Here is a 20,448-nt window from a genome sequence, read left to right as displayed (position 1 = left end):
CAAAGAGCAATATGGAGCCGAAGAACTAGAACACCGATTCAGTATTCAAGATTCTTTTGTAGAGACGTTGCAATGCAACGTCTCTACTAGTTTACAGGTATTGGTTCAGGCAAATTAATAGCTGGATTGCGGCTAAAGAATCCTCTAGGAATGAGTTTAAAACCAACTCGGTGAACAGGCATCACAGGCCAATCCTCCGATCGCGGAATATGAGTCACGCCCATTGTGTACCACAACACAATATCTTCACTCATTAAAGACTCATCGTCTGCAATATATTTCGGTAAACCCTGTCCTGGTTTTCCTTGGTTAGGATAATCCCCGCCAGCATAAAGTTCATCTGGCTCATATTTCGTTACCCAGACATGATGAGTTGCAAAGCCAGCCTTTTGGTGGATCTTCGAGCCTTCCACAGGGAAAAATATTGAGTTGCCTCCTGGCATCAGCATATATCCAGGAGCAGCCCCCAGAGAATTCTTTTTGTCTGCACTAACAATCATCCATTCCCGACTGTGTTTCATATCTATATCGCGGACAGCAGCCGTTTCTTTTGCTAGTGGGGTTTGTGCAAGTGCGTAGTTTACCGCCGTAGGCATCGCATTTCCTAAAGGATTTTTCTCATCCATTGGCAAGGCTTTCACATTCATTTCCATCACAGAATTAGCCTGACCATCTACATCCATATCTAGACGGTAGTTGAAAAAGTGCTGGTGATTTACTCCAACGATGTTTTTTGCAATCAACTGACCATAGGAATTATCCTCAGACTGTTTTTCGGCAGCTGTTCCCTGTGCTAGTAAAATACCCGTTAATTCGTTTTCGACCTCCAGCGTCCCATCCTGGCGAAAGATCCAATTGACGCTGTAATCATAGTTGTCGATCGCCGCAGTCATTGTCATGACTAATTCTTGATTACGACGGACATCATTACGTTGAGTATTGTACTCATAATGCTTCCAGAGCATTCCATGATCACGCTCGTAGATACCGATAACCCCCGGTATCACATAAGGTTCTCCCTGCTCATTAGCCAACACAGCATTTAGCAAAAGGCCGTTTTCGGGAATTTCCTTGCCCAACTCCATCGTATTTGCTAACAAACCAAAGTTGTATTCCCCAACATCAAATGCATTTCTAAATGACCACGTAGGCTCAGGATCAACGTAAGGTACTACCATCTCCGATAGACTAGCGCGGTATAACACTGGTCGGATATTTTCCCCGTCGTTGTAATTCACTTGGTACAGCACTAATCCACTGCGGGGATGCATCATATAGCGAAACTTCCAACCTTGCCAGCTAATTTCATTACCGTTGAGCCGGAAGCTTGCACCATTAGGTTGGAGAATTTTCAATGCTTTGGGTGGTGAAAGCAATTTGCCCAAGGACTTGACATCGTAGTTCCAGTTTTCTTTGGAAAAAGGTACTTTTCCTCTATCAACAAAACTGGCGATTTTACCTGTATTCAAATTGACTGTAGCCAGCACGCCTTCAATTGGACTACCGTAATAATTCCAGCGATCGCTTCCAGTGCGCTGTAGGCGATCGCCTCTATAGTAAGATAAAGCTCGGCAAAGACGATCACCTGCGGCTTCTTCCTGTTTACTCAGGGTTCCTGGTGCCCAGCAACTAATTTTAACTTGATTTAAATCTGTAATTCCCCGGCTTTGCATCGCTTTTTGCCATTGGGGATCGGCTTTAACTACCTGAGTTGCCAGTTCATATTCTGGATTAATAATTGCAGGTTGAACAGAGGGGATTTCTTTCCAAGAACTTAAAGTTTTGCTTGTTAAGTCAACGATTCCCTCGTAGGTTTTGTTTTGTAAACGTTCATAAACTACCAAAAAAGCTTTTCGCTGAAAAGTTTTACCAGGTGTAAATTTTAAAACTTCGTTTTTATCTGGTTCTTGCAAAGTAATCAGTGGAAAAGCTGCCATTTCGCTCAAAGTTTTTTCTTTCTTAAGCACCGAAACAGCTGTTCTAATTTCTACCTCCGTTAATGAAGTAAGAGGATGGGAAATCGAGGGCTGCTGAGCAGACAAGATTTCCATAAATCCTAGTGAGATAGCAATGAAGACAATGAGGGTAATAGCTATCCAAAAAAAACGTAGCCTCTTAATCATCCCTTTACATTTTTCCAACAAACGTATAGTTATCTATTTCTGAGCAATAGCCCAAAAACCGATAAATTAAGAGATTAATGCCAAATTAATTTGCTAACAGTAGAGATGTTGCAATGCAACGTCTCTACTACATTTACGCGGAAACTAGACGGCGTAAAGATTCAGCACGGCGTTTAGCAGTAGAGTTGTTGGGAGAATATTTTAGGGCTTCTTCGTAAGTTTGTAATGCTTGAGCAGTTAATTTTTTTCGTTCGTAAGCATGACCAAGATTATTCAAACCTGTTACATAGTCGGGTTTCTTTTTGAGCGCTTCTTTGTACTGACGAATCGCTAAGTCGTATTGCTCTTGGGTAAAGTAAGCATAGCCTAGACCATTGTAGATGGGGGCAATATTTTCTTCACCCTCTTCTTGGGCGGCTTTAAGAGCTTTTTGAAATAGCGCGATCGCTTGTGAGAACAATTTCTTTTCTGAATAAATACTGGCTAACTCATAATATTCTTGAGCCGTACCTTTTTCTTTCTCTAACTTCTTTCGCAATCGTGACAGAGAGCTTTCAAGCTTGCGAGTTTTCAAAATCTGGCGAGAAACACCTACAAGTGTAAATGCTAGTAGGCCCACCAAAATCGCGAGATAAACAACGGCTAGATTGTTATCCATTATCTGCAAATACAATTATTAAAAGTTACTTCTGTATCTATTATCAGGTTTTTGTCAAGGGTCAGGAGACAGGAGACAGGAGACAGGAGTTATTACTCTTTCCTGCTCCCCCCGCTCCCCCTGCTCCCACTCAGCACTAAATTACGGTAAACCCCAGTATTTAGCGCGTTCTTTAAGCCAGCCTTCTGCTAAGTAACGAGCGATCGCTTCATTCACCTCTCGTCTTAGTTCATCGTACTGCAATCCCTTGGGCATTACTACGGACAAAGGTTCAGTAGATAATTTAGTTGGCAGTAACCGATATTGAGGATATTGTTGTACCCAACCACTCAGAACGCTAGCGTCTGCGGCAAAAGCTGTAGCGGTATTGCTTTCTATTTGCTCTGTTGCTTCTTCGTAAGAATTTACTCCCACTAACTCGGCATTTGGCACATAGTACCGCACTTGGGCGATGGTACTGGAGTTGTTAAGTACGGCAATCCTCCGTTTTGCTAAATCGCTTAATTGCTGCACAGAGGCATCTTTTGTAACCAACACTGCGCCATCAAAGTAGTAGGGAACGCTGAAATTAACTAGGCGTGAGCGTGATTCGGTTGCTGTTACTCTGGCGATCGCAAAATCAACTTTCTGATCTAAGACTATAGCTAGGCGATCGCGATTTGCTACTGGTTTGAACTTGACGGCATCTGGTTTGCCTAGTAAGTCACCTGCTAAACGCTTCGCCAGATCAATTTCTAAGCCTTGCAAATTGCCGCTAGCATCTCTAAACCCCAAGGGACGCAAGTTATCTTTAACGGCAATAATTAAATGGCCCCGATGCTTAATTTCTGGTATTGGGGCAGCAGATGCGATGAATCCCGTCGTTAAGATGGAACAGAGAATACAAACAACGGTAGCGGATAATACCAGATGTAACCGATTAATTGTTAGCCATCTGTTACATCGGTTATTCATCCGTTACCACCTTTATCCTTTAGCTTGACTTGCCAATTCAGCAACTTTGCCGAAGCTTGCTGGATCGAGAACTGCCAATTGTGCCAACATCTTGCGATTTAGTTGGATATCGGCTTTTTTCAGGTTGCCGATCAACTGGCTGTAGCTCAAACCGTGTAGCCTAGCAGCAGCGTTGATGCGAGTGATCCAGAGGCGACGGAAATCGCGCTTTTTGTTTTTGCGATCGCGGTAGGCACTCCGTAGTGCCTTCATCACTTGTTGATTAGCGGTTCTAAACAGAGTTGAATGGGAACCGCGAAAACCTTTAGCTAGTTTGAGAATTTTATTGCGGCGTTTACGAGCTACGTTACCGCGTTTTACCCGTGTCATAACTTAATATTCCTGAAGGACTTACAAATATGGGAGCATCAAGCGCACATTATCTTCATCGCGTTCATGTACAAGTGCTGTCTTGGACAGGCTACGCTTTTTGTTGGAAGTTTTATGTTCTAGGAGGTGGTTTTTAAAGGCTTTACGACGTACGATTTTACCGGTGCCGGTGGCACGGAATCGCTTCGCCGCTGCTTTACGGGTCTTTAATTTAGGCATGGGCTGGCTTTAATTCGACACAATCTATCATTATATATTAAGACAATTAAATTTAGTGAATCACTAAGGTCAGAGGTTTTATGAAAGCCGTAATGAAAAAGCTGACTTTTGAGGAGTTTCTCGAACAGTACCCAGACGGGTGTGGTATCTATAAACTCGTGGATGGGGAAATTGTACAGGTGGAAGCAACTAGAGCGTATAAAAACATAGCACGATATCTTGTCAAAAGACACGTTGCATTGCCTGTAGAGACGTTGCAATGCAACGTCTCTAAATAAAATCTGTACAGACAATCCTTAACTGAATTGTAAGTAGGTAGGTATAATTAAACATAAAATAAAACCCTAGTTCGTAAGTGAGATTCATCGCTCAAAATAAGGATTATTTAGGACTAAAGTCCTTACCCTTTGGGTTCGTTAGTCGCTCATGGGGAGCCACCCCCTTGCGGAGGTTCCCTCCGTTGTGGGGAGTGGCGGGGAAACCCCCTTCGCGTAGCGTCTCGTAGAGAAGACCGCGCTAACTCACTACAAACTTTAATTTATTTATATTTACTTATTTAATAGCACTGACTTTTGGATCTAAAACGATTTGTGAGCCAGATTTATTCACATGGTAAGTCCAAGATTGCTCTTTAACTTGGACAATCACTTCCCACCCCTCAACTGGGTTGAACTCTCTAGTACAGATTTCGCCAAAATTGAATTCGCAGGGATTCCCAAAGGTTTTTGGTGTAGCTTGAGTGATCTTTAAATCAGCGATTTCTACCCCAGAACGCTTTGAGGTATCACCCAAAATTGTATCTGCGATCGCTTTTGGTAATTGAGTAGCACCCGATACACTGACTTTCGGATCTAAAACGATTTGCGAGCCAGATTGATTCACATGATAAGTCCAAGATTGCTGCTGAACTCGTACAATTACTTGCCAGCCTTTGATCGGGTTATATTCTCTGGTACACATTTCGCCAAAGTTGAAAATACAAGGATTCCCAAAAGTTTGTGATTTGAATTGAGTGATTTTTAAATTTGCAATTGCTTCTCCAGAACGCTTGGAAGCATCGCGCAACACGGCTCTAGCGACGGCTCTAGGTAGCCTGTTTGAGCGATTTTGGGAGCCTTGGGACAATAATTGTATCTGTTCTGCACCAGGAGCAGCCTCAGCGGAATTATTGCCCGTGGATACAAGTCCCAAAGATAGCAGACTGGTCAAAGCGAGAGTAAATACAACTCTTTTAGGATACTTGAGAGCGTCGTTGATTAACGGAAATAACTTAATGATGGATTTCATTGTTAACTGTTAACTGATAACTGTTAACTGTTAAAGATGGCGCTGACTTTAGCATGGTTCCCTGCTGCTATTGGCTAGTTGTACAGTAATACGCTTGGCATAAGATCATTTGCACGCTAATAACTTTGCTTTTAGAGGATGTTTGAAAAGTTCTTAGTGATGTATCAAATATTTTGAGATCCCCTAAATCCACGACAGTCGCCTCAAGTCGGGAAACCCGACGACAGTCGCCTCAAGTCGGGAAACCCGCCCACGGCGCTGTCTCCCCAACACAGTGGCTCCCCTTCTCAAGGGGAGCCAGCGCGGTCTTCTCTACTTTGAGGCTGCGCCAAGGGGATTTCCACGCCACTCCCCACAACGGATAGCGCAGCGTAAAGCCTTCTCTTCGAGAGGCTTGTCTGCGACACGCTGCGCGATCGCCAACGGCATGGCTTCTCTACTTTGAGGCTTCGCCAACGCTGAGAGCGAGTCTTGTCTGCGACACGCTGCGCGAACGAGCGTCGGCAACCTCCGCCTTGGGGTGGCTCCCCATGAGCGACTGGCGTGGGTTAGGGGGGAGCAACAAGTGCAAAGATACAGCCAACCACTTTTCAAACAACCTCTTAGACGTTGCATTTGCAACGTCTCTAAACGCTAATGCAATCTGATGGTATCGGCTGACAATGCGATCGCACCGACCTGCAAAGATTAACCTATACATTGAGGAAACTGGCGTTTTAAAGCTCCAAATACTGGACAAGGTGCTTGATCTTGTAAATTCTCTGGTTTACTCCACGTAAAGGGCGCTTTCTGTGCCGCTGACATCCATAACAGGCGCTTTGCTCGTGTCATTGCAACGTAGAGTAAACGATATTCTTCAGCAGTTTTTAAGTGTTTTGCTTGTTCCCACGCTTGTGTGATATCCGGTATATTAGATTCTCCGTGGAGAGCGGCGCGAATTTGGGCGCGAGCCACTTCTGATAAAGTAAAGTCACCTAAAAACTGGCTTTGAGGCGGAACCCAAAACCTACCAGGAATCAAGTTTTCGTGCAGAAAGGGAAGAAACACGTAGTCCCAGTCCAACCCTTTAGCTTTGTGCATGGTAATAATTGTTAGTTGACCAGTACGTGTATAACGTGCTTCCGAATCATCAGTTTCCACAGGTTCAAACCGCTCGGAACTGACGATTTCACTTAAGGCTGATAGCATTGCACTCATCGAACTATTGCCAGCTATTTGCTGATTTACCCTTTCTGCAAGTTTGTCAGCAGTCGCCAATTCTGCTTGATCGTAGTTTAATGTTAAGGCGAGGAAGGAAATTAGCTGGTACAGAGGCAGTTCTAAGCGAGCGCGGAGTAAACTGCGACATAAATGCGAGGCTTTTTGTACTGCTTCTGGCTGGGGTGGAGCCAGGGGGCCAGGATACAAAAACTCTTCTGGGAGACTAGCAAGGGCGTTGAGGTCTTGAGTGGGAATTAACTGGCGCTGCACCAAGGCTTCTAAAGCGGCTTTGAGATAATCAGGGGAGTGAGGGCGATCGCAAAATTGCAGTAATGCCAAAATTTCTTGCGGGACATGAGAGCGGCGATCGCGTTCTCCCACATCATAAAGTGTAATTTTATGCTCCTTACACACAGGTGTTAAAGCCTCTGCCAGCCATCTTCCCTGACGATTTTCTCGTACTAAAACTGCTGCGCTGACTTGTGTTGGGTCTTGAGCAAATAATTCAATTACCCTCTGGGACAGCAATTCACTTGTGTGATGAATATCACGAGGAGTATACAGTTCTAGTCCTCTTCCTACTGGTGCTGGGTTGGCATTAGGTTGGGGGTCGCCAAGGTTAACAGGATGAATTGTTTGAGGACGGAAAGGGAGCGGGGTTATGGCGGTATGGGGTGAGTGTTGACTGTTGACTGTTGACTGTTGGCCCTTGACTCCATAAAAGCTATTCACCCATTTCAAAGCAAAGTTAGCAGCTTCGATGATAATTCTAGTACTGCGACCGGCTTGATCCATTGTTGCCAATCGTTCGGCGCGATCGCACTCTTCGCAAAATTGCCGGAAATAAATCGGATCAGCTGGGGTAAATGTAGAGTTAATCGCTTGGTTAGGATCACCAACACGCACCAAATTGAGTCCTGAGTTATTATTCTCCCCCTGCTCCTCTGCTCCCCTGCTCCCAGAGAGTCACTCGCCAATATTTCCAACAGCTGCGTCTGAAGAGGGCTAGAATCTTGGGCTTCGTCCTCAAAGACGGCGAAAACTTGGTTTTGCTCAATGCGACGGGCGCTGTCGTTTTCGAGAACGCGCAATGCGGCTAAAATCATATCGTCGTAGTCGATGAAGTCACGCGATCGCATTAAATTTTGATATTGCTCGTACAAACCAGATGCGACTCGCAAAATTGCATATTCATCTGTGGTTTGTTGACTCCATTTTCGTAACTTTTCTGGCGATATACCAGAACTTTTTGCTTCATGAATTACCGTAATCGCCAATTCTGGCAATACTTCTGTCCTTAGCACCGACTGGCGACGCAATCTTTCTGTTTCTTCACCGTCAAATTGATGACCTTCCAGTAATCGAGAATAACGTCCTGGATTATTAGCAATCCACTGTTCTACAGCAGTACGGATGAAGCGATGGCTTTGGCTTGGGGTGATTAATGTGACATTTTCTAGCTGTAAACCTGACAAGTCAGAATGACGGCTGGCAATATTTAATGCTAAACCATGCAAGGTATAGACAAAAAAGCCAGTCTGAGGTAAAGATAATTGTCGCAAATATTCGCGGATCTTGGCTTTAATATTGGCAGCAGCGGAGCGAGTAAAAGTTACAACCACTAACTGACGACGGGAGGCTGAGCGCACAACAGAACGCTCATACTGACGTGCGATCGCGATCGCCGCCGCCGCCGCCATACCTGTGGATTTACCAGCACCAGGAACGGCGGAAACAGCCAATGGCCCAGATTGCCAGTCAGCCATTTGCTGCTGTCCAGGGCGCAGACTGTTACGGATTGCTAAAGTTTTCTCTCGCAGTAAAGTAACAGGCGATGACTGAGATAATTGTGACTGGAGAGATTCTTGAGCCACAGTAGCGGTAAAATTAGCGTCTGACATATAAAGTTTTAGATTTTGAATGTAATTTACAAACCGCAGAAATCAGTTATCAATTGTCATTGTTCACTGATAACTGTTCACTGTTTTTATAGATTGCTAATAGTTAAATAATGACACGCAGACTTTATCTACATTATCTGGGTTTGGCTGGGGTGATTGTAATTGGTACGCTCTTGCGTTTTTGGCATTTAGGTTTAAAACCTTTATGGATGGATGAGGTGATCACTGCTATTTTCAGCTTGGGTAAAAATTACAATGATTTACCTTTGGATGTTGTGTTTCCCCTGGAGCGCGTGCAGGAGATTTTTACCTTCGAGCCTGGGGTGAGTTGTTCTCAAATTGCCGAAAACGTTACTACCCAGTCTACGCATCCGCCGCTATTTTTTTGCAGTATGTATAGATGGTTAGGGTGGATGACTCCTTTGGGAGCAGAGTGGGTAGAAAAATTGCGATCGCTACCAGCTTTATTTGGTGTGGGTGCGATCGGGGCAATTTATGGTGTCAATCGTATTGCCTTTTCCAAAACGTCTGCAATCATAGCAGCAGCGATCATGGCTGTTTCTCCATTTGCTGTTTACCTTTCTCAAGAAGCACGGCATTATACTATGCCTATGCTGCTCATAACTTTAGCGTTATTAGGGTTAGTCCAAATTCAGCGAGATATATTTGAGCGGCGCATTAGATATTGGGTTTGGCTGTTATGGGCAATTATTAATAGCATTGGTCTTTACGTTCACTACTTTTTTGCTCTAGCTTTCATCGCTGAAATTGCAACACTATTTGTGTTGATATACTGGGGTAAAGCAAAAATAATTAACAAACACCAAGTTTGGTTAGCCTTAATTTTTTCCACTATTGGTATTGTAATTAGCTTCATTCCCTGGTTGCTAGTGATATTAAGCCATGTTCGCCGTTCTGAAACCAGCTGGTTGCCTTCTCCCACTCACATTGCACCTTTGTATCAAACTCTTATTAGCTGGGTGTTAATGGTGATCGCTCTACCTGTAGAAAATCAGCCTTTGCCAATTACAGTTATTTATGGCTTTTTAATGGTGATATTTGCTATCTGGGTAGGTTTTCAAGTTGTCAAAGGTTTAAAACTGTTATGGTTACAAAATACAACTTATTTAACAACATTAACGCTTTTAAGTTTTACTATTTTCGTCTTATTACAGTTTTTTATTATTGTTTATTTTTTAGGTAAAGATATCACTATTGTTCCACGTTATAATTTTGTCTATTATCCCAGCTTTTGCGCCCTCATAGCAGCTAGTTTTGGAATTAAAAATAACCGTAATTCTGTCTTTATATTTTTACTTGTTGGTTTAATTAGTTGTGCTTTTGTTGTTTCTAATTTAGTTTTTCAAAAGCCCTTCCAGCCTGAGCAAGTTGCCCAAAATATGAACCTGGAACCTTCTGTACCAATCATTCTAGTAGTGGGATATAGCAATTATCAGGATGTGGCGTTGGGATTAAGTTTTGCTACAGCATTAGAACAACTCAGGAGTCAAAATCCAAGGGATAAATCCAAAGTCTTGAATTCAGATATTAGCCCTGATAGTTTTGCGTTTTTACAAAAAAACCCTGATTTATCTGCTGTTTGGAAAAACCTTTCCCAACTACCTATACCAGCAACATCTAAGCTAAATTTATGGGTTGTTGGGCCTGGAATCAGAAAACGGGACTATCCGCAGCGTCTAGAACTTTTTGGACAAACTAGTTGCACCATAGACCCCGCGCAGCACTACCGCATAGGTGTTCCCTATCAGCTTTATCGGTGCGGTAATGTTGGATTGCGCTAATTTAAGGAAAACATTTTCCAAAAGCTTGAAGCAATCGCAGCGACCCCTTAATCCGAATTTTTCTTTGTACTAATGCCCAAATAATATTCTCTTCTTTCGCTAGAAAACGCAGCCAAGTATCAGTATCAGCAGTAACATGAATATTGGCTGTTCCAACATGATTATCCAGCACTTGAATTGTCTTGTTCTTAATAATGACTGTTGCCTGACATGCTTCTGCACCAGTAAATGTAAAGTGGTAGATAATATGCAAACCTTTTGATTGATTACGTTGGAATAATAGCGGCAACCCAAATAGAAACCCACGAATAGAATTAGGGTGAATACCATTACCAACTTGTTTAACTTTCTTGTGAGGAAACCGACGTTCTACAAAAGCTTCGGCATCAGAGCCGGGAACGACATAGATAGTTTCTTCTTTATCCTGCAAAGGTTTAACTACTTCTTGAATAAACTCTTTTTTATTTCTCAAGAATTGACCAATCACATCTTCTCCTGCTGGACAAGCAGCCACGCAATAAGCTGCTTTATAGTTAGCTTTAAAACTAAGACTTTGCCACATGGATGCTGATTCAGAATCATTCACTTTTTGACGGTAGTCACGAGCATTTTTACTCTCAGCAATATCTTCAACCCAATCTGTGAATCCTCCCATAAACTCTCGATAATTGTGGGTGTAACAAGCTGAGAAATTAAAGTGACCATCCGTACTAATGGCTCCCACTGGACAAGCTGCTACGCATAATTTGCATTCCAAGCAAGGATTGTAGTCAATTGGTCTGTTATATGCTGTCACTTCAGCATCTATCAAAATTGTCCCTAGTAAAATGAAGTTGCCAAATTTGGGATGAATGACGTTGCGGTGAATTCCCATGTGTCCTAAACCGGCTGCAACCGCTACGGGTTTGTGAGAAACAACCCAAATTTTGCCAGGGAAGCGATCCATTTCCATCGGAAAACCCATTGCTGGGTTTAAGGCGCGAATACCTTTTTGCTCAAGGGTAGCAACAATCTCACGTCCAATCTGGTTGACTTCATCGCCTGTAGTATGAAATTCTACGTTGGCTACCGATCGCGCCGGACTACGGACATTTTCGCGGTTCATCCGGCACACAAAACTAACTAATGTTTTTGTTGGCGGGAAAGCTACAAGGATATCCTGGCGTTGATCAGCAATTTCTTGGCGAGAAATCTCAACAAAGCCAACATCATCCGCTCCCATCTCTAAACACAAATGGCGAAGCCAATCAGCATCTAAAGGAGAAACTGGCGTGGAATTATCAACTGGGTTCTGCTCACGAAATTTTCTCACAGTCTGGTGGTTATCGAATTTAGACATACAGCTTTTCCTAATTCCTTAAATACGTGTATATACACTTTTTACTCAAAAAAAATTTAACTGTCGCGTAGTAATGACACGGTGTCAGATAAACCAGATAACAATGTATTCCACCGCTCTTGCCCTAATTGCTCAACAATTCGAGTCTGTGCTACCTCCCACAAAGGCAATGCTTTCGCTAAAGCTTCTTGTCCTTGAGGTGTTAGACTTACAACCCGCATCCGTTGATCCTGTCCTGGTTGAATTTGAATAAACCCTTGTCTTTCTAGTGGTTTGAGGTTGCGTGTCAGCGTAGTTCGATCCAGGACTAATTCTTGGGCTAGGTGCGTGATCGTCATTGAGCCAACTAAGCTAATTGCAACCATAAGGGTAAACTGATTCACTAATAACCCGCTTGGTTGCAATACCTCATCAAACAGGTGTGTGATTACACGAGATGCTTTGCGTAGATTAAAGCAGGTACAGGTAGTCCCAACTTTTTTGAGTTGGGTTAATTGAGTAACTTGGTCTTCCATAAAATAAGTGTATATGCACTTATTTGCTATGTCAAGAAATTTGGCTGCTATGTAATGACAGCTAAAAATACTGTTGAGCGCTATTCGTCAATCTGCCAAGAATCCTTAGTTAGTTCTTCATCAAGGATTTTCTTAGGACGCACAATGATGATAATTTTGCCAAATAGAGGAATTTCCGGCGCAGTTTCAAACCACTGAAAATCTAATTCGCCAGAGTTTTCAACAACAAAGTAGCTGGATTCATCCCATTGCCGTTGGGCACGATCTATAACTACCAGCACCGGTTGCGGCTGGCTTTGTGTTTGGTTGGGTAGGCGATCGCCATTTGCTAAAATCACTACTGGGTCTTCTGCTCTCAATAGCACTTGCCAACCTGGTATAGGAACCCAAGCTTGCTCTCCAGAAAACTTGACCATGCGAAATGGTTCAATTTCCGTCACCAAAGGTACAGCTTGTAAGTCTTGTGCTGTCAAAGGTAACTCACCGACTACGGGCACTATCCGGGGTAATTCTTCTTCCGATTCCAGGCGGTAAAAGGGTAAAATTGGTGCTGGACGTTTGGGAACAACACTAAAATCAGTTAATAATTGTTCGATTTGTTTCCTAGCATTTGGCGTATGAGCAAAGCGTAAGCCTTTAGCGATTAGGCGCGATCGCTGTTGCAAATCTGTGTTTTGTCGCGCTAGTTTCCAAGCTTGGTAAGCAACGGCATCTCCCGGATGGGCAGAAAACCCTTCTGGCAAAGTGCGAAAATAAGAGAACTCTTTAATTGATTTTGCCACTTCCCGCGCTTCGTCGGCGTCAATTTTGTGGGTGAAGGCAAGTTCGGCGGCGGCGGCACGTTCTTCTTGATTAAGCAAACGTAGTTCGTACAAAATATCACTGCCGCGTGCAGTGTAGTGCGATCGCGTTGCTTCCGATGCCCCGAACTTTTCTAAAGAATTGTAAACTTGGGAACCAACAACCACCTGATTTTGTTGAATCGGTTCAAATCCCGTCGCTTCAAAAATTTCTTGGGGATTGTAACCGTTTTTTTGCAAGTAGGCGATCGCTACTCCCCATTCCACCCAGCTGCCTTGTTTTTGCCTCAGCTTTCGCAAAAACTCTTGTGCTACATCATTATTAGTAGCATCATCAGGATTTTGAGTGTTGGGTGGTAGGTCAGTCATAATCACAGGGCGAACTTTAACTTGAGAGATAATTCATTACCTCATCAGCAAGTCTTATTCTAATCTTTAACTGTCTACCCGAAACTACCATACCGTCAAATTAAATCAGTAAACAGTAAAGAGTAAACAGGAAACAGTTGGGGGATTGAAACCCGCCAGATAGCGCCTCGCCCTAATTGGCTTTGGGTTATTAGTTTTCAGTTGCATAGTGATCGCCCCCTTAGTGGTTTCCCCTAAACCCAATTATATTTACTGTTTACCGTTTACTGATAACTGTCAAATGGGCATGAATAAACGTAACAGCTAGTTATAACTGCCAATTGTCTGTTTTAATCAATACTAAATGCGAACATTTATTTATTGTCAACTTGCATAATTATGTTTATTTACACCTAGTTATAAAAAAGCGTCAGGAAAACACATTTCTTCTAGAGATGGGATGAAAGACGCCGCGACGCCGTTAACAGTCAACAGTCAACGTGAAATCCCATTCCCTTTTAGGGGTGGGATGAGCTTAATTGGTTCTAGCAAAGATAGTTTGAACAGGTAAATTTCATCTGTAGCATTTACGAAGAGAAGATTTAATCAACCTTGACCTATATCCGCAAATACCCGCAAGGCTTATGGATTTTTCTCAACTACGCTTGGTATGGAATATAACAAAATAGCGAATATTTTAAAGGAATCATCTTATGGATAATCCCAGTCTTGAACTTGATAAAGTCCATCATCAATTGATGACTCTGGAACGGCCGAAAAAACTTAAAATCCTGGTAGTTGACGATGAGCCAGATAATCTCGATCTGCTTTATCGTACTTTTCGGCGCGACTTTAATGTCCTGAAAGCCGATAGTGGGATGAACGCTCTCCAAGTATTGGCAGCAGAAGGGGAAGTTGCGGTAATTATCTCCGATCAACGAATGCCAGAAATGAAAGGAACTGAGTTTCTCAGTAAGACTGTACCTCAGTTTCCTGATACGGTAAGGATAATTCTCACTGGATTTACTGATATTGAAGACTTGGTAGAAGCAATTAATGCTGGGCAAGTCTACAAATATATCACCAAGCCTTGGGATCCAGGGGAACTGAAGGCAGTAGTGCAAAGAGCAGCAGAAACCTACGACTTGCTTAAACAACGCACAGAAGAATTGCGCCGTGCTCATGCTCAAATGGCACTGCTGACTGTGTTAGTGCAAGTAACCCAAGCCGCTTCTAGTTTAGAGGAAACTCTCACGCCAATCGCTAGAGCTGTTAATGAAACTTTTGCGGCGGATGGCTGCATTTTGCAACTTACCCAGGGAAATGCTTTAGTTGCGACTCAAGGAAGTTACAGCGATACAGGTACAATAGAAAATTGGCTAGCACAAGACCCACTGACTAGCGAAGCGATCGCCACTGGGCAAATGCAAGTCTCCTTAAATGTACCTAAAGACACCAAGTTAAATAGTATTACCCACTACCAAAATACGGGTGTGCAAGCACATTTAGTTATCCCGATTAGTTATCGAAATGAACTTTTGGGAGTGTTATCACTACAGTGGAAACAACCCTGCACTTTGCGAGAAGATGAATTAAAGCTAATTGATTTATCAGCACAACTGGTGGCGATCGCTCTTACTAGTAGTAGCTGCCATCAAATCACTGTATAGTTGTCGTTTGTCATTTGTCCTACCCTACGGGAAGCCGCTAAGGCGTCTATGTCCTTGGCAAATGACTAATGACCAATGATTAATGACTAATGACTAATGACTAACGAAATTCGTGCCATTTTTAACCGTATTGCTCCAGTTTATGACCAGTTGAACGATTGGTTGAGTCTAGGACAACACCGAATATGGAAGGAAATGGCAGTTAAATGGAGCGCAGCTCAACCAGGAGATACTTGCCTTGATTTGTGTTGCGGTAGTGGGGATTTAGCCTTACGTTTGGCGCGGCGTGTGGGAACAAAGGGACATGTTTACGGAGTAGACTTTTCCCCAAACTTGTTGGAAACTGCCAAAGAACGCTCCCAAAGTCAGTATCCTCAACCTGCTATCACTTGGATAGAAGCCGATGTCTTAGATTTACCCTTTGACGATAACCAATTTGACGCTGCGACAATGGGCTATGGTTTAAGAAATGTTACAGATATTTCTCGCAGTCTCAAAGAGTTATATCGTGTCTTGAAACCAGGTGCTAAAGCTGCGATTTTAGATTTTCACCGACCGAGCAATCCTCAGCTACGCACTTTTCAGCAGTGGTATCTAGACGGTTTTGTCGTGCCAGTTGCCAATCATTTAGGTTTAAAAGAAGAATATGCTTACATCAGTCCCAGCTTAGACCGCTTTCCCATTGGAACAGAGCAAGTAGAGTTAGCTCGTCAAGTTGGTTTTGCAGTTGCCACACACTACCCCATTGTGAACGGTATGATGGGAGTGCTGGTAGTAAGCAAATTTTAGATTTTAGATTCTAGATTTGGGATTGGGGTCTACTGGTAAATAACCAAAGACTCTTGAATCTACAAATCGACATTTCATCTAAAATCTAAAGTCCAAAATCCGAAATCCAAAATCCTGTGGATTGGTCTCATCTTTGGCTTTATGTGTCTCCCCCCATACTGGGTGGAGTTATCGGCTATTTCACAAACGATATAGCCATCAAAATGTTATTTCGTCCCTACAGAGCGATTTATATTGGTGGACGAAGAGTACCGTTTACGCCTGGGTTGATTCCCCGCAACCAGGAACGTTTGGCTCTAAACATTTCCAATACAATCATGGGGTCGCTGCTGACGCCAGAGGAATTACAAAATTTGGCACGGCGTCTGTTACAAACAGAACGCGTACAAGCAGCAATTCTCTGGTTGTTACAACTGGCAATTGAACAGATCAAAACGGATAAGAACGAGAAGAGTGCCAAAATTGTGGCAGGTATTTTGCGGGATTTGTTAGGAGAATCCTTGCCACGTTTGCTCAAGGTTTTGGCGCGACGCGAAGACTTCTTAGAAGCGCAGATCAATCAAATTTTTGACCAGATCTTACTGGAATTTCAACTGAGTGAAGAACAATCCACGCGGCTTGCTGATTGGCTATTGCAGGTAGTTTTGCCGCCAGATGTGTTGCGACAGGTAATAGTTGATTTTTTAACAGATCGCACGATTCAAATAATTGATGAAGGCTTTCGGGAAAAAACCAGTGGTACGTATTGGGTTGTGGCAAATCTGTTTGGTTTACGCAATACTCTCACGAGGCTACGGACATTTTGCTTGGATGAGAAAGAGACTACTAATGAGCGTTTGCAGGAGTTGATTCAAGAGTTGCAAATGCGCGATCGCCTCAAGAAGTTTTTGCAAAGTTTATCTTTACAAAACTTGCCAATTGGAACAGTACGCCAATTACGAAAGACGACACGCGAAAGTGTCCGTCATTACTTACAAACTAGTGGCAGCGATTTTCTGCAAGGATTAACTGATTCTGTTGATTGGGAAAATATTGCTGTATTACTGCTAAATCGGCTTAGTACTTCACCTGTTGTCAGTGCTTCTTTAGAAGTTGTGAGTCAAGAATTGGCTATAATTCTAGATAAGTATTTAGAAAAAGATTTAGAAGCAATTATGGCGCAGGCAATTCCAATTTTGTCGATAGATCAAGTGATTGTTGACCGTGTAAAATCAACTTCACCCGCTGATTTAGAAGCTGCAATTGAAGGAATTGTGAAAAATGAATTGCAGGCTATTGTAACTTTAGGCGGTGTTTTGGGTTTTGTTATAGGGTCGTTTCAAGCAGCATTTCTATTGTTCAGTCAATGATAATTTTTATCCAAATTATGGTCACAAATTGCACATATACTTAAATAAGTGAAGTTGAGCGATCGCCTAATTCAAAATTTGTGCTAAATCCAGCACAAATCCAGGCAATACATCCTCTCCTGACAAGCTAGTAGGGCATTCCAGAACCTCAACATCCTGTCCTAGGCGATAAATTTCTACCCTTTGGTTTTGAGGATCAATTAGCCAGCCCAGACGCACACCGTTATCAATATACTCATGCATTTTTTGTTGCACAGTCTTTAAGCTGTCTGAAGCAGAGCGTAATTCTACTGCAAAATCGGGAGCCATCGGTAGGAATCTTGTAGGGTCTGGATTTAGAGCTTCTAATCGCTCCCGGCTAACCCAGGATGCATCAGGAGATCGATTTGCACCATTGGGGAGCTTGAAGCCCGTCGAGGAGTCAAAAGCCAGCCCTGTACCATCAGCATCAGCCCAAAACTCTAACCTGGCTGTTAGTTTTGAATTCCGATTTCCGCTTCCCCATCCAGTTGGTGGCATGATAATTAATTCTCCCTCTGCTGTGCGCTCAAGTCGCAAATCTCGATTATTCTGACACAGTTGGAAGAACTGTTCATCTGTTAACTCAATTGCAGGACTTAAGTTGAGGATAAGTGCAGTCATTGTTGCCTGGTGAATATCGCTAAATGTAGCCTAGCACTTACCAATCGCTGTAGAGTTTTTCGGCATAAAACATAATCTCTTCATTTGGTAGTCTAATTTTTGATTTTTGCCGAGGATACAAGTTTTCAACTGCACCTGTGTCCTGCTCTATCACTGTGGCTGCTGCTTGTAAAACTGAGTTTTTAAACAGGAATTTCATTAAATGATTGATGTTTTTGGCATACATCAAAATAAACGTTTTAGTTCGTTTTTCTGTTTCAGGGTAGAGAATGTGAATCTGAGCAATATCACCAATAGGTGTTTTAGCAAAGAAGGCTGTAGTTGAAGGGAAAGCGTATTCGAGTGTATTACTGAGTATTTTAGGGAAGATTCCTAAAATAGGATTTTTGACAATTTCTCCTAGGGTATTGTTAGCTCTCATTAAATCTTGTTTTACTGTGGCATAGTATCCTTTTTCTTCAAAAGAACTGACATTACAAGATGTGATTTTAAATAGTTCTTTATGAGTTCCATTTTGGTGATTATAATCATAGTTAACCATTAGGTTACTCAAGAAGTCACCTTGAATGCTTTTTTCTCCAGCTACTCCGATGAATTCATATTCATCTACAATTATTTGATGCAAATCTGGGATGGGTAATTTTGGTTCAAATCCAGCATAAGTCCAGATGCAATCATTGTTAACAACTAGCTCTAATGACTTAGCAATTGGCTGGATATCTTTCTTATCACCTTGGTATAATCTGCCTTGTCCGTCAAACTCCAATGCATGAAAAGGGCAAGTAATTGTATCTTTCTCTTGACAAACCCAGCCATTCGATAAAGGTGCTTGCATGTGTGGACAGATGTTATCAAGGGCAAACACTTCGCCTTTTTGGTTTTGCCAAATGACATAATCTTGCTCATTTAAAGTGATTTTATTAGGTTTATTAACTCCTAGCATCGACTTGTGAGCAATTAACCAAGGTGCGCCAGGTAAAATTGGTTCCATTTTTCCTCCAAGTGATCTAAATTATTTGATTTATGAGATATCTCAAAGTTGAGGATAGGTTTCACATTTCACATAGATTAAATAAGCAAAGCTACCTAGCTCCGGCTCGGCTGACTTTGGACATTGCATTATTGATTTATGTAAAAACTATTTAACTAATTTTTTAGTTAGTTATTAATTTAATCAATCTGATTTTGTATGTCAACTACTAACCAATTTTTTAGTTAAGATTGTTTTCGTTAGTATGATGAAAAAAGTGGGTCGTTCAACACAGTCAAAGCTCTCATCTAAAAAACCGCGTCAGGTGCGCGATGCAGAGGCTACGAAAAAGCAGATTCTCGATGCAGCAGAAGCAGAGTTCGCCAGATATGGACTAAGTGGGGCGCGGACAGAAGCGATCGCCAAAAGTGCCGGTGTAACCACAGCGATGATTTATTACTACTTCGAGAGCAAAGAAGGACTATATAAAGCTGTTTTGCAGCGCCCTGCGGTGGAAATGCATGAAGGGTTCCAGCAGCTAAATCTGGATCAGTTACCACCAGAGGAAGCTTTAAAGGTGCTAGTCAAAGAGGCGATCGCTTACGAAGCTGCTCACCCGCACCGAGGGATGCTTTGGTTCCAAGAAGCAAACCAAAATCAGGGAAAGTATTTCAAACAAGGTAATTGGCAAGAAAATTTCGGGTATCTCATCAGGATTTTAGAACGGGGGATGACAGAGGGTTGTTTCCGTCAAATCGATCCATTTCTTACCACTTTGCATATTGTTGGGGTTTGTAATTTATACTTCAATGCTTACGAAAACATCAAGCATACTAGACCCGATTTGCAACTGCTGAGTCCAGAAATGATTGAGCAGCATACCCACGAAGCGGTTAATTTTATTTTGGCTGGCGTGCAAGCAATCAAAGTTAAAAGTGAGGAGTGAGGATAACTATAATTTTTTGTACAATGTTCCTATCGGTATATAGACAAAATGTTAATCTTTTTAACTTTCTAGCATAGCGCGAATATCTTTTAGCATCAGAAATAAATGTAATGGATCTGTTGGGCTAGGTTCAAAATCAAATTGTTGATACCAGCCACGCGCTTTTTCATCTTTCGCGTGAACTAATAATGCACAAATAGCAATCAGATCAGCTGCTTGGTTTATGCGAATTAAGCAGTTTTTTAGTAAGCCTCTCCCTATACCTTTGTTTTGAAATTCTTTGCTTACCGCTAACCGAGCTAATAAAGCTACAGGGATAGGATATTTTGGTAAACCTTTAGATATACGAGGCGGTGCATTCTCATGAATAACAGACGCTACGGTGATAGTGTAATAACCAATTACATCACTTCCTAAGCAAGCGACATAGGTTGTTGAACTATCAGATTGCTGATTTTTTAAAGCATATTTGTTTAAATGATTGTTTAAATCAGAATTCCCACAATCAAAGTTTTTTAGATCGTGTGATTTTGATAATTTAGTGATACATAAATTGTTAGATGCCAC

Annotated in this window: 19 protein-coding genes and 1 pseudogene; 6 read left to right on the top strand and 14 right to left on the bottom strand. The window is 42.3% G+C overall.

From position 1 onward, the window contains the following. Positions 1-86 precede the first annotated feature (86 nt). From FNW02_RS21395 to rpmI, 5 genes are all read right to left on the bottom strand, one after another. On the bottom strand, positions 87-2,123 hold the full coding sequence (locus FNW02_RS21395) for a primary-amine oxidase (RefSeq protein ID WP_191759515.1): 2,037 nt from the start codon (positions 2,121-2,123) through the stop codon (positions 87-89). 133 nt (positions 2,124-2,256) lie between these two features. Beyond that, entirely contained in the window at positions 2,257-2,781 is a 525-nt protein-coding gene (locus FNW02_RS21390) for a tetratricopeptide repeat protein (RefSeq protein ID WP_191759514.1), read from the bottom strand. Positions 2,782-2,922: 141 nt separating this feature from the next. Then, a complete protein-coding gene (locus FNW02_RS21385; protein WP_191759513.1) occupies positions 2,923-3,735 on the bottom strand; it encodes a transporter substrate-binding domain-containing protein in 813 nt (270 codons plus the stop codon). Positions 3,736-3,747: 12 nt separating this feature from the next. Next, positions 3,748-4,104, bottom strand: a complete 357-nt coding sequence (gene rplT, locus FNW02_RS21380) for a 50S ribosomal protein L20 (protein ID WP_191759512.1) — start codon at positions 4,102-4,104, stop codon at positions 3,748-3,750. Between the two features lie 21 nt (positions 4,105-4,125). Continuing rightward, positions 4,126-4,323 carry a 50S ribosomal protein L35 gene (gene rpmI, locus FNW02_RS21375; protein WP_191759511.1) on the bottom strand — a complete coding sequence of 66 codons (198 nt, stop codon included), beginning with the start codon at positions 4,321-4,323 and terminating at the stop codon, positions 4,126-4,128. 92 nt (positions 4,324-4,415) lie between these two features. Here rpmI and FNW02_RS21370 point away from each other — a divergent pair, with 92 nt between their 5' ends. Then, positions 4,416-4,601 (top strand): hypothetical protein, encoded by a 186-nt coding sequence (locus FNW02_RS21370; RefSeq protein WP_225225810.1) that lies wholly within the window; start codon positions 4,416-4,418, stop codon positions 4,599-4,601. A 274-nt stretch (positions 4,602-4,875) separates the two neighbouring features. On the opposite strand, the gene FNW02_RS21365 is transcribed toward FNW02_RS21370, so the two are convergent. The 3 genes and pseudogenes from FNW02_RS21365 to FNW02_RS21355 form a co-directional block, all read right to left on the bottom strand. Continuing rightward, on the bottom strand, positions 4,876-5,610 hold the full coding sequence (locus tag FNW02_RS21365; protein ID WP_191759510.1) for a hypothetical protein: 735 nt from the start codon (positions 5,608-5,610) through the stop codon (positions 4,876-4,878). Positions 5,611-5,922: 312 nt separating this feature from the next. After that, positions 5,923-6,225 carry a hypothetical protein gene (locus tag FNW02_RS21360; protein WP_191759509.1) on the bottom strand — a complete coding sequence of 101 codons (303 nt, stop codon included), beginning with the start codon at positions 6,223-6,225 and terminating at the stop codon, positions 5,923-5,925. 72 nt (positions 6,226-6,297) lie between these two features. Next, positions 6,298-8,711, bottom strand: a pseudogene (locus FNW02_RS21355) (ATP-dependent helicase). A gap of 110 nt (positions 8,712-8,821) precedes the next feature. On the opposite strand from FNW02_RS21355, the gene FNW02_RS21350 reads away from it, so the two are divergent. Next, on the top strand, positions 8,822-10,513 hold the full coding sequence (locus FNW02_RS21350; protein WP_225225809.1) for a glycosyltransferase family 39 protein: 1,692 nt from the start codon (positions 8,822-8,824) through the stop codon (positions 10,511-10,513). Between the two features lies 1 nt (position 10,514). Here the strand turns inward: FNW02_RS21350 and FNW02_RS21345 are convergent, their stop codons facing one another. From FNW02_RS21345 to FNW02_RS21335, 3 genes are all read right to left on the bottom strand, one after another. After that, entirely contained in the window at positions 10,515-11,852 is a 1,338-nt protein-coding gene (locus FNW02_RS21345; RefSeq protein ID WP_191759508.1) for an SCP2 sterol-binding domain-containing protein, read from the bottom strand. Positions 11,853-11,908: 56 nt separating this feature from the next. Then, the gene (locus FNW02_RS21340; protein WP_191759507.1) at positions 11,909-12,367 is read right to left on the bottom strand and encodes a MarR family winged helix-turn-helix transcriptional regulator; all 459 of its coding nucleotides are present in this window, start codon (positions 12,365-12,367) and stop codon (positions 11,909-11,911) included. Positions 12,368-12,447: 80 nt separating this feature from the next. Beyond that, entirely contained in the window at positions 12,448-13,536 is a 1,089-nt protein-coding gene (locus FNW02_RS21335) for a RuBisCO accumulation factor 1 (RefSeq protein WP_191759506.1), read from the bottom strand. 692 nt (positions 13,537-14,228) lie between these two features. Between FNW02_RS21335 and FNW02_RS21330 the strand changes: the two genes are divergently transcribed. The 3 genes from FNW02_RS21330 (at position 14,229) to FNW02_RS21320 (ending at position 17,323) form a co-directional block, all read left to right on the top strand. Then, entirely contained in the window at positions 14,229-15,185 is a 957-nt protein-coding gene (locus FNW02_RS21330) for a response regulator (RefSeq protein WP_191759505.1), read from the top strand. A gap of 96 nt (positions 15,186-15,281) precedes the next feature. Further along, positions 15,282-15,974 carry a bifunctional demethylmenaquinone methyltransferase/2-methoxy-6-polyprenyl-1,4-benzoquinol methylase UbiE gene (ubiE, locus tag FNW02_RS21325; RefSeq protein WP_191759504.1) on the top strand — a complete coding sequence of 231 codons (693 nt, stop codon included), beginning with the start codon at positions 15,282-15,284 and terminating at the stop codon, positions 15,972-15,974. 116 nt (positions 15,975-16,090) lie between these two features. Further along, entirely contained in the window at positions 16,091-17,323 is a 1,233-nt protein-coding gene (locus tag FNW02_RS21320; RefSeq protein ID WP_191759503.1) for a DUF445 family protein, read from the top strand. Positions 17,324-17,389: 66 nt separating this feature from the next. Here FNW02_RS21320 and FNW02_RS21315 read toward each other — a convergent pair whose 3' ends face one another. Then, a complete protein-coding gene (locus tag FNW02_RS21315) occupies positions 17,390-17,965 on the bottom strand; it encodes a Uma2 family endonuclease (protein WP_191759502.1) in 576 nt (191 codons plus the stop codon). A 37-nt stretch (positions 17,966-18,002) separates the two neighbouring features. Continuing rightward, a complete protein-coding gene (locus FNW02_RS21310) occupies positions 18,003-18,956 on the bottom strand; it encodes a Rieske 2Fe-2S domain-containing protein (protein WP_191759501.1) in 954 nt (317 codons plus the stop codon). Between the two features lie 244 nt (positions 18,957-19,200). Between FNW02_RS21310 and FNW02_RS21305 the strand changes: the two genes are divergently transcribed. Beyond that, positions 19,201-19,881 carry a TetR/AcrR family transcriptional regulator gene (locus FNW02_RS21305; RefSeq protein ID WP_225225808.1) on the top strand — a complete coding sequence of 227 codons (681 nt, stop codon included), beginning with the start codon at positions 19,201-19,203 and terminating at the stop codon, positions 19,879-19,881. A gap of 60 nt (positions 19,882-19,941) precedes the next feature. Here FNW02_RS21305 and FNW02_RS21300 read toward each other — a convergent pair whose 3' ends face one another. Beyond that, positions 19,942-20,448, bottom strand: coding sequence for a GNAT family N-acetyltransferase (locus FNW02_RS21300; RefSeq protein ID WP_191759500.1), 507 nt, complete (start codon positions 20,446-20,448; stop codon positions 19,942-19,944).

The organism is Komarekiella delphini-convector SJRDD-AB1 (genome assembly GCF_014831675.1).
Lineage (GTDB): Bacteria > Cyanobacteriota > Cyanobacteriia > Cyanobacteriales > Nostocaceae > Komarekiella.
This window is presented reverse-complemented; position numbering and strand designations above follow the sequence as displayed.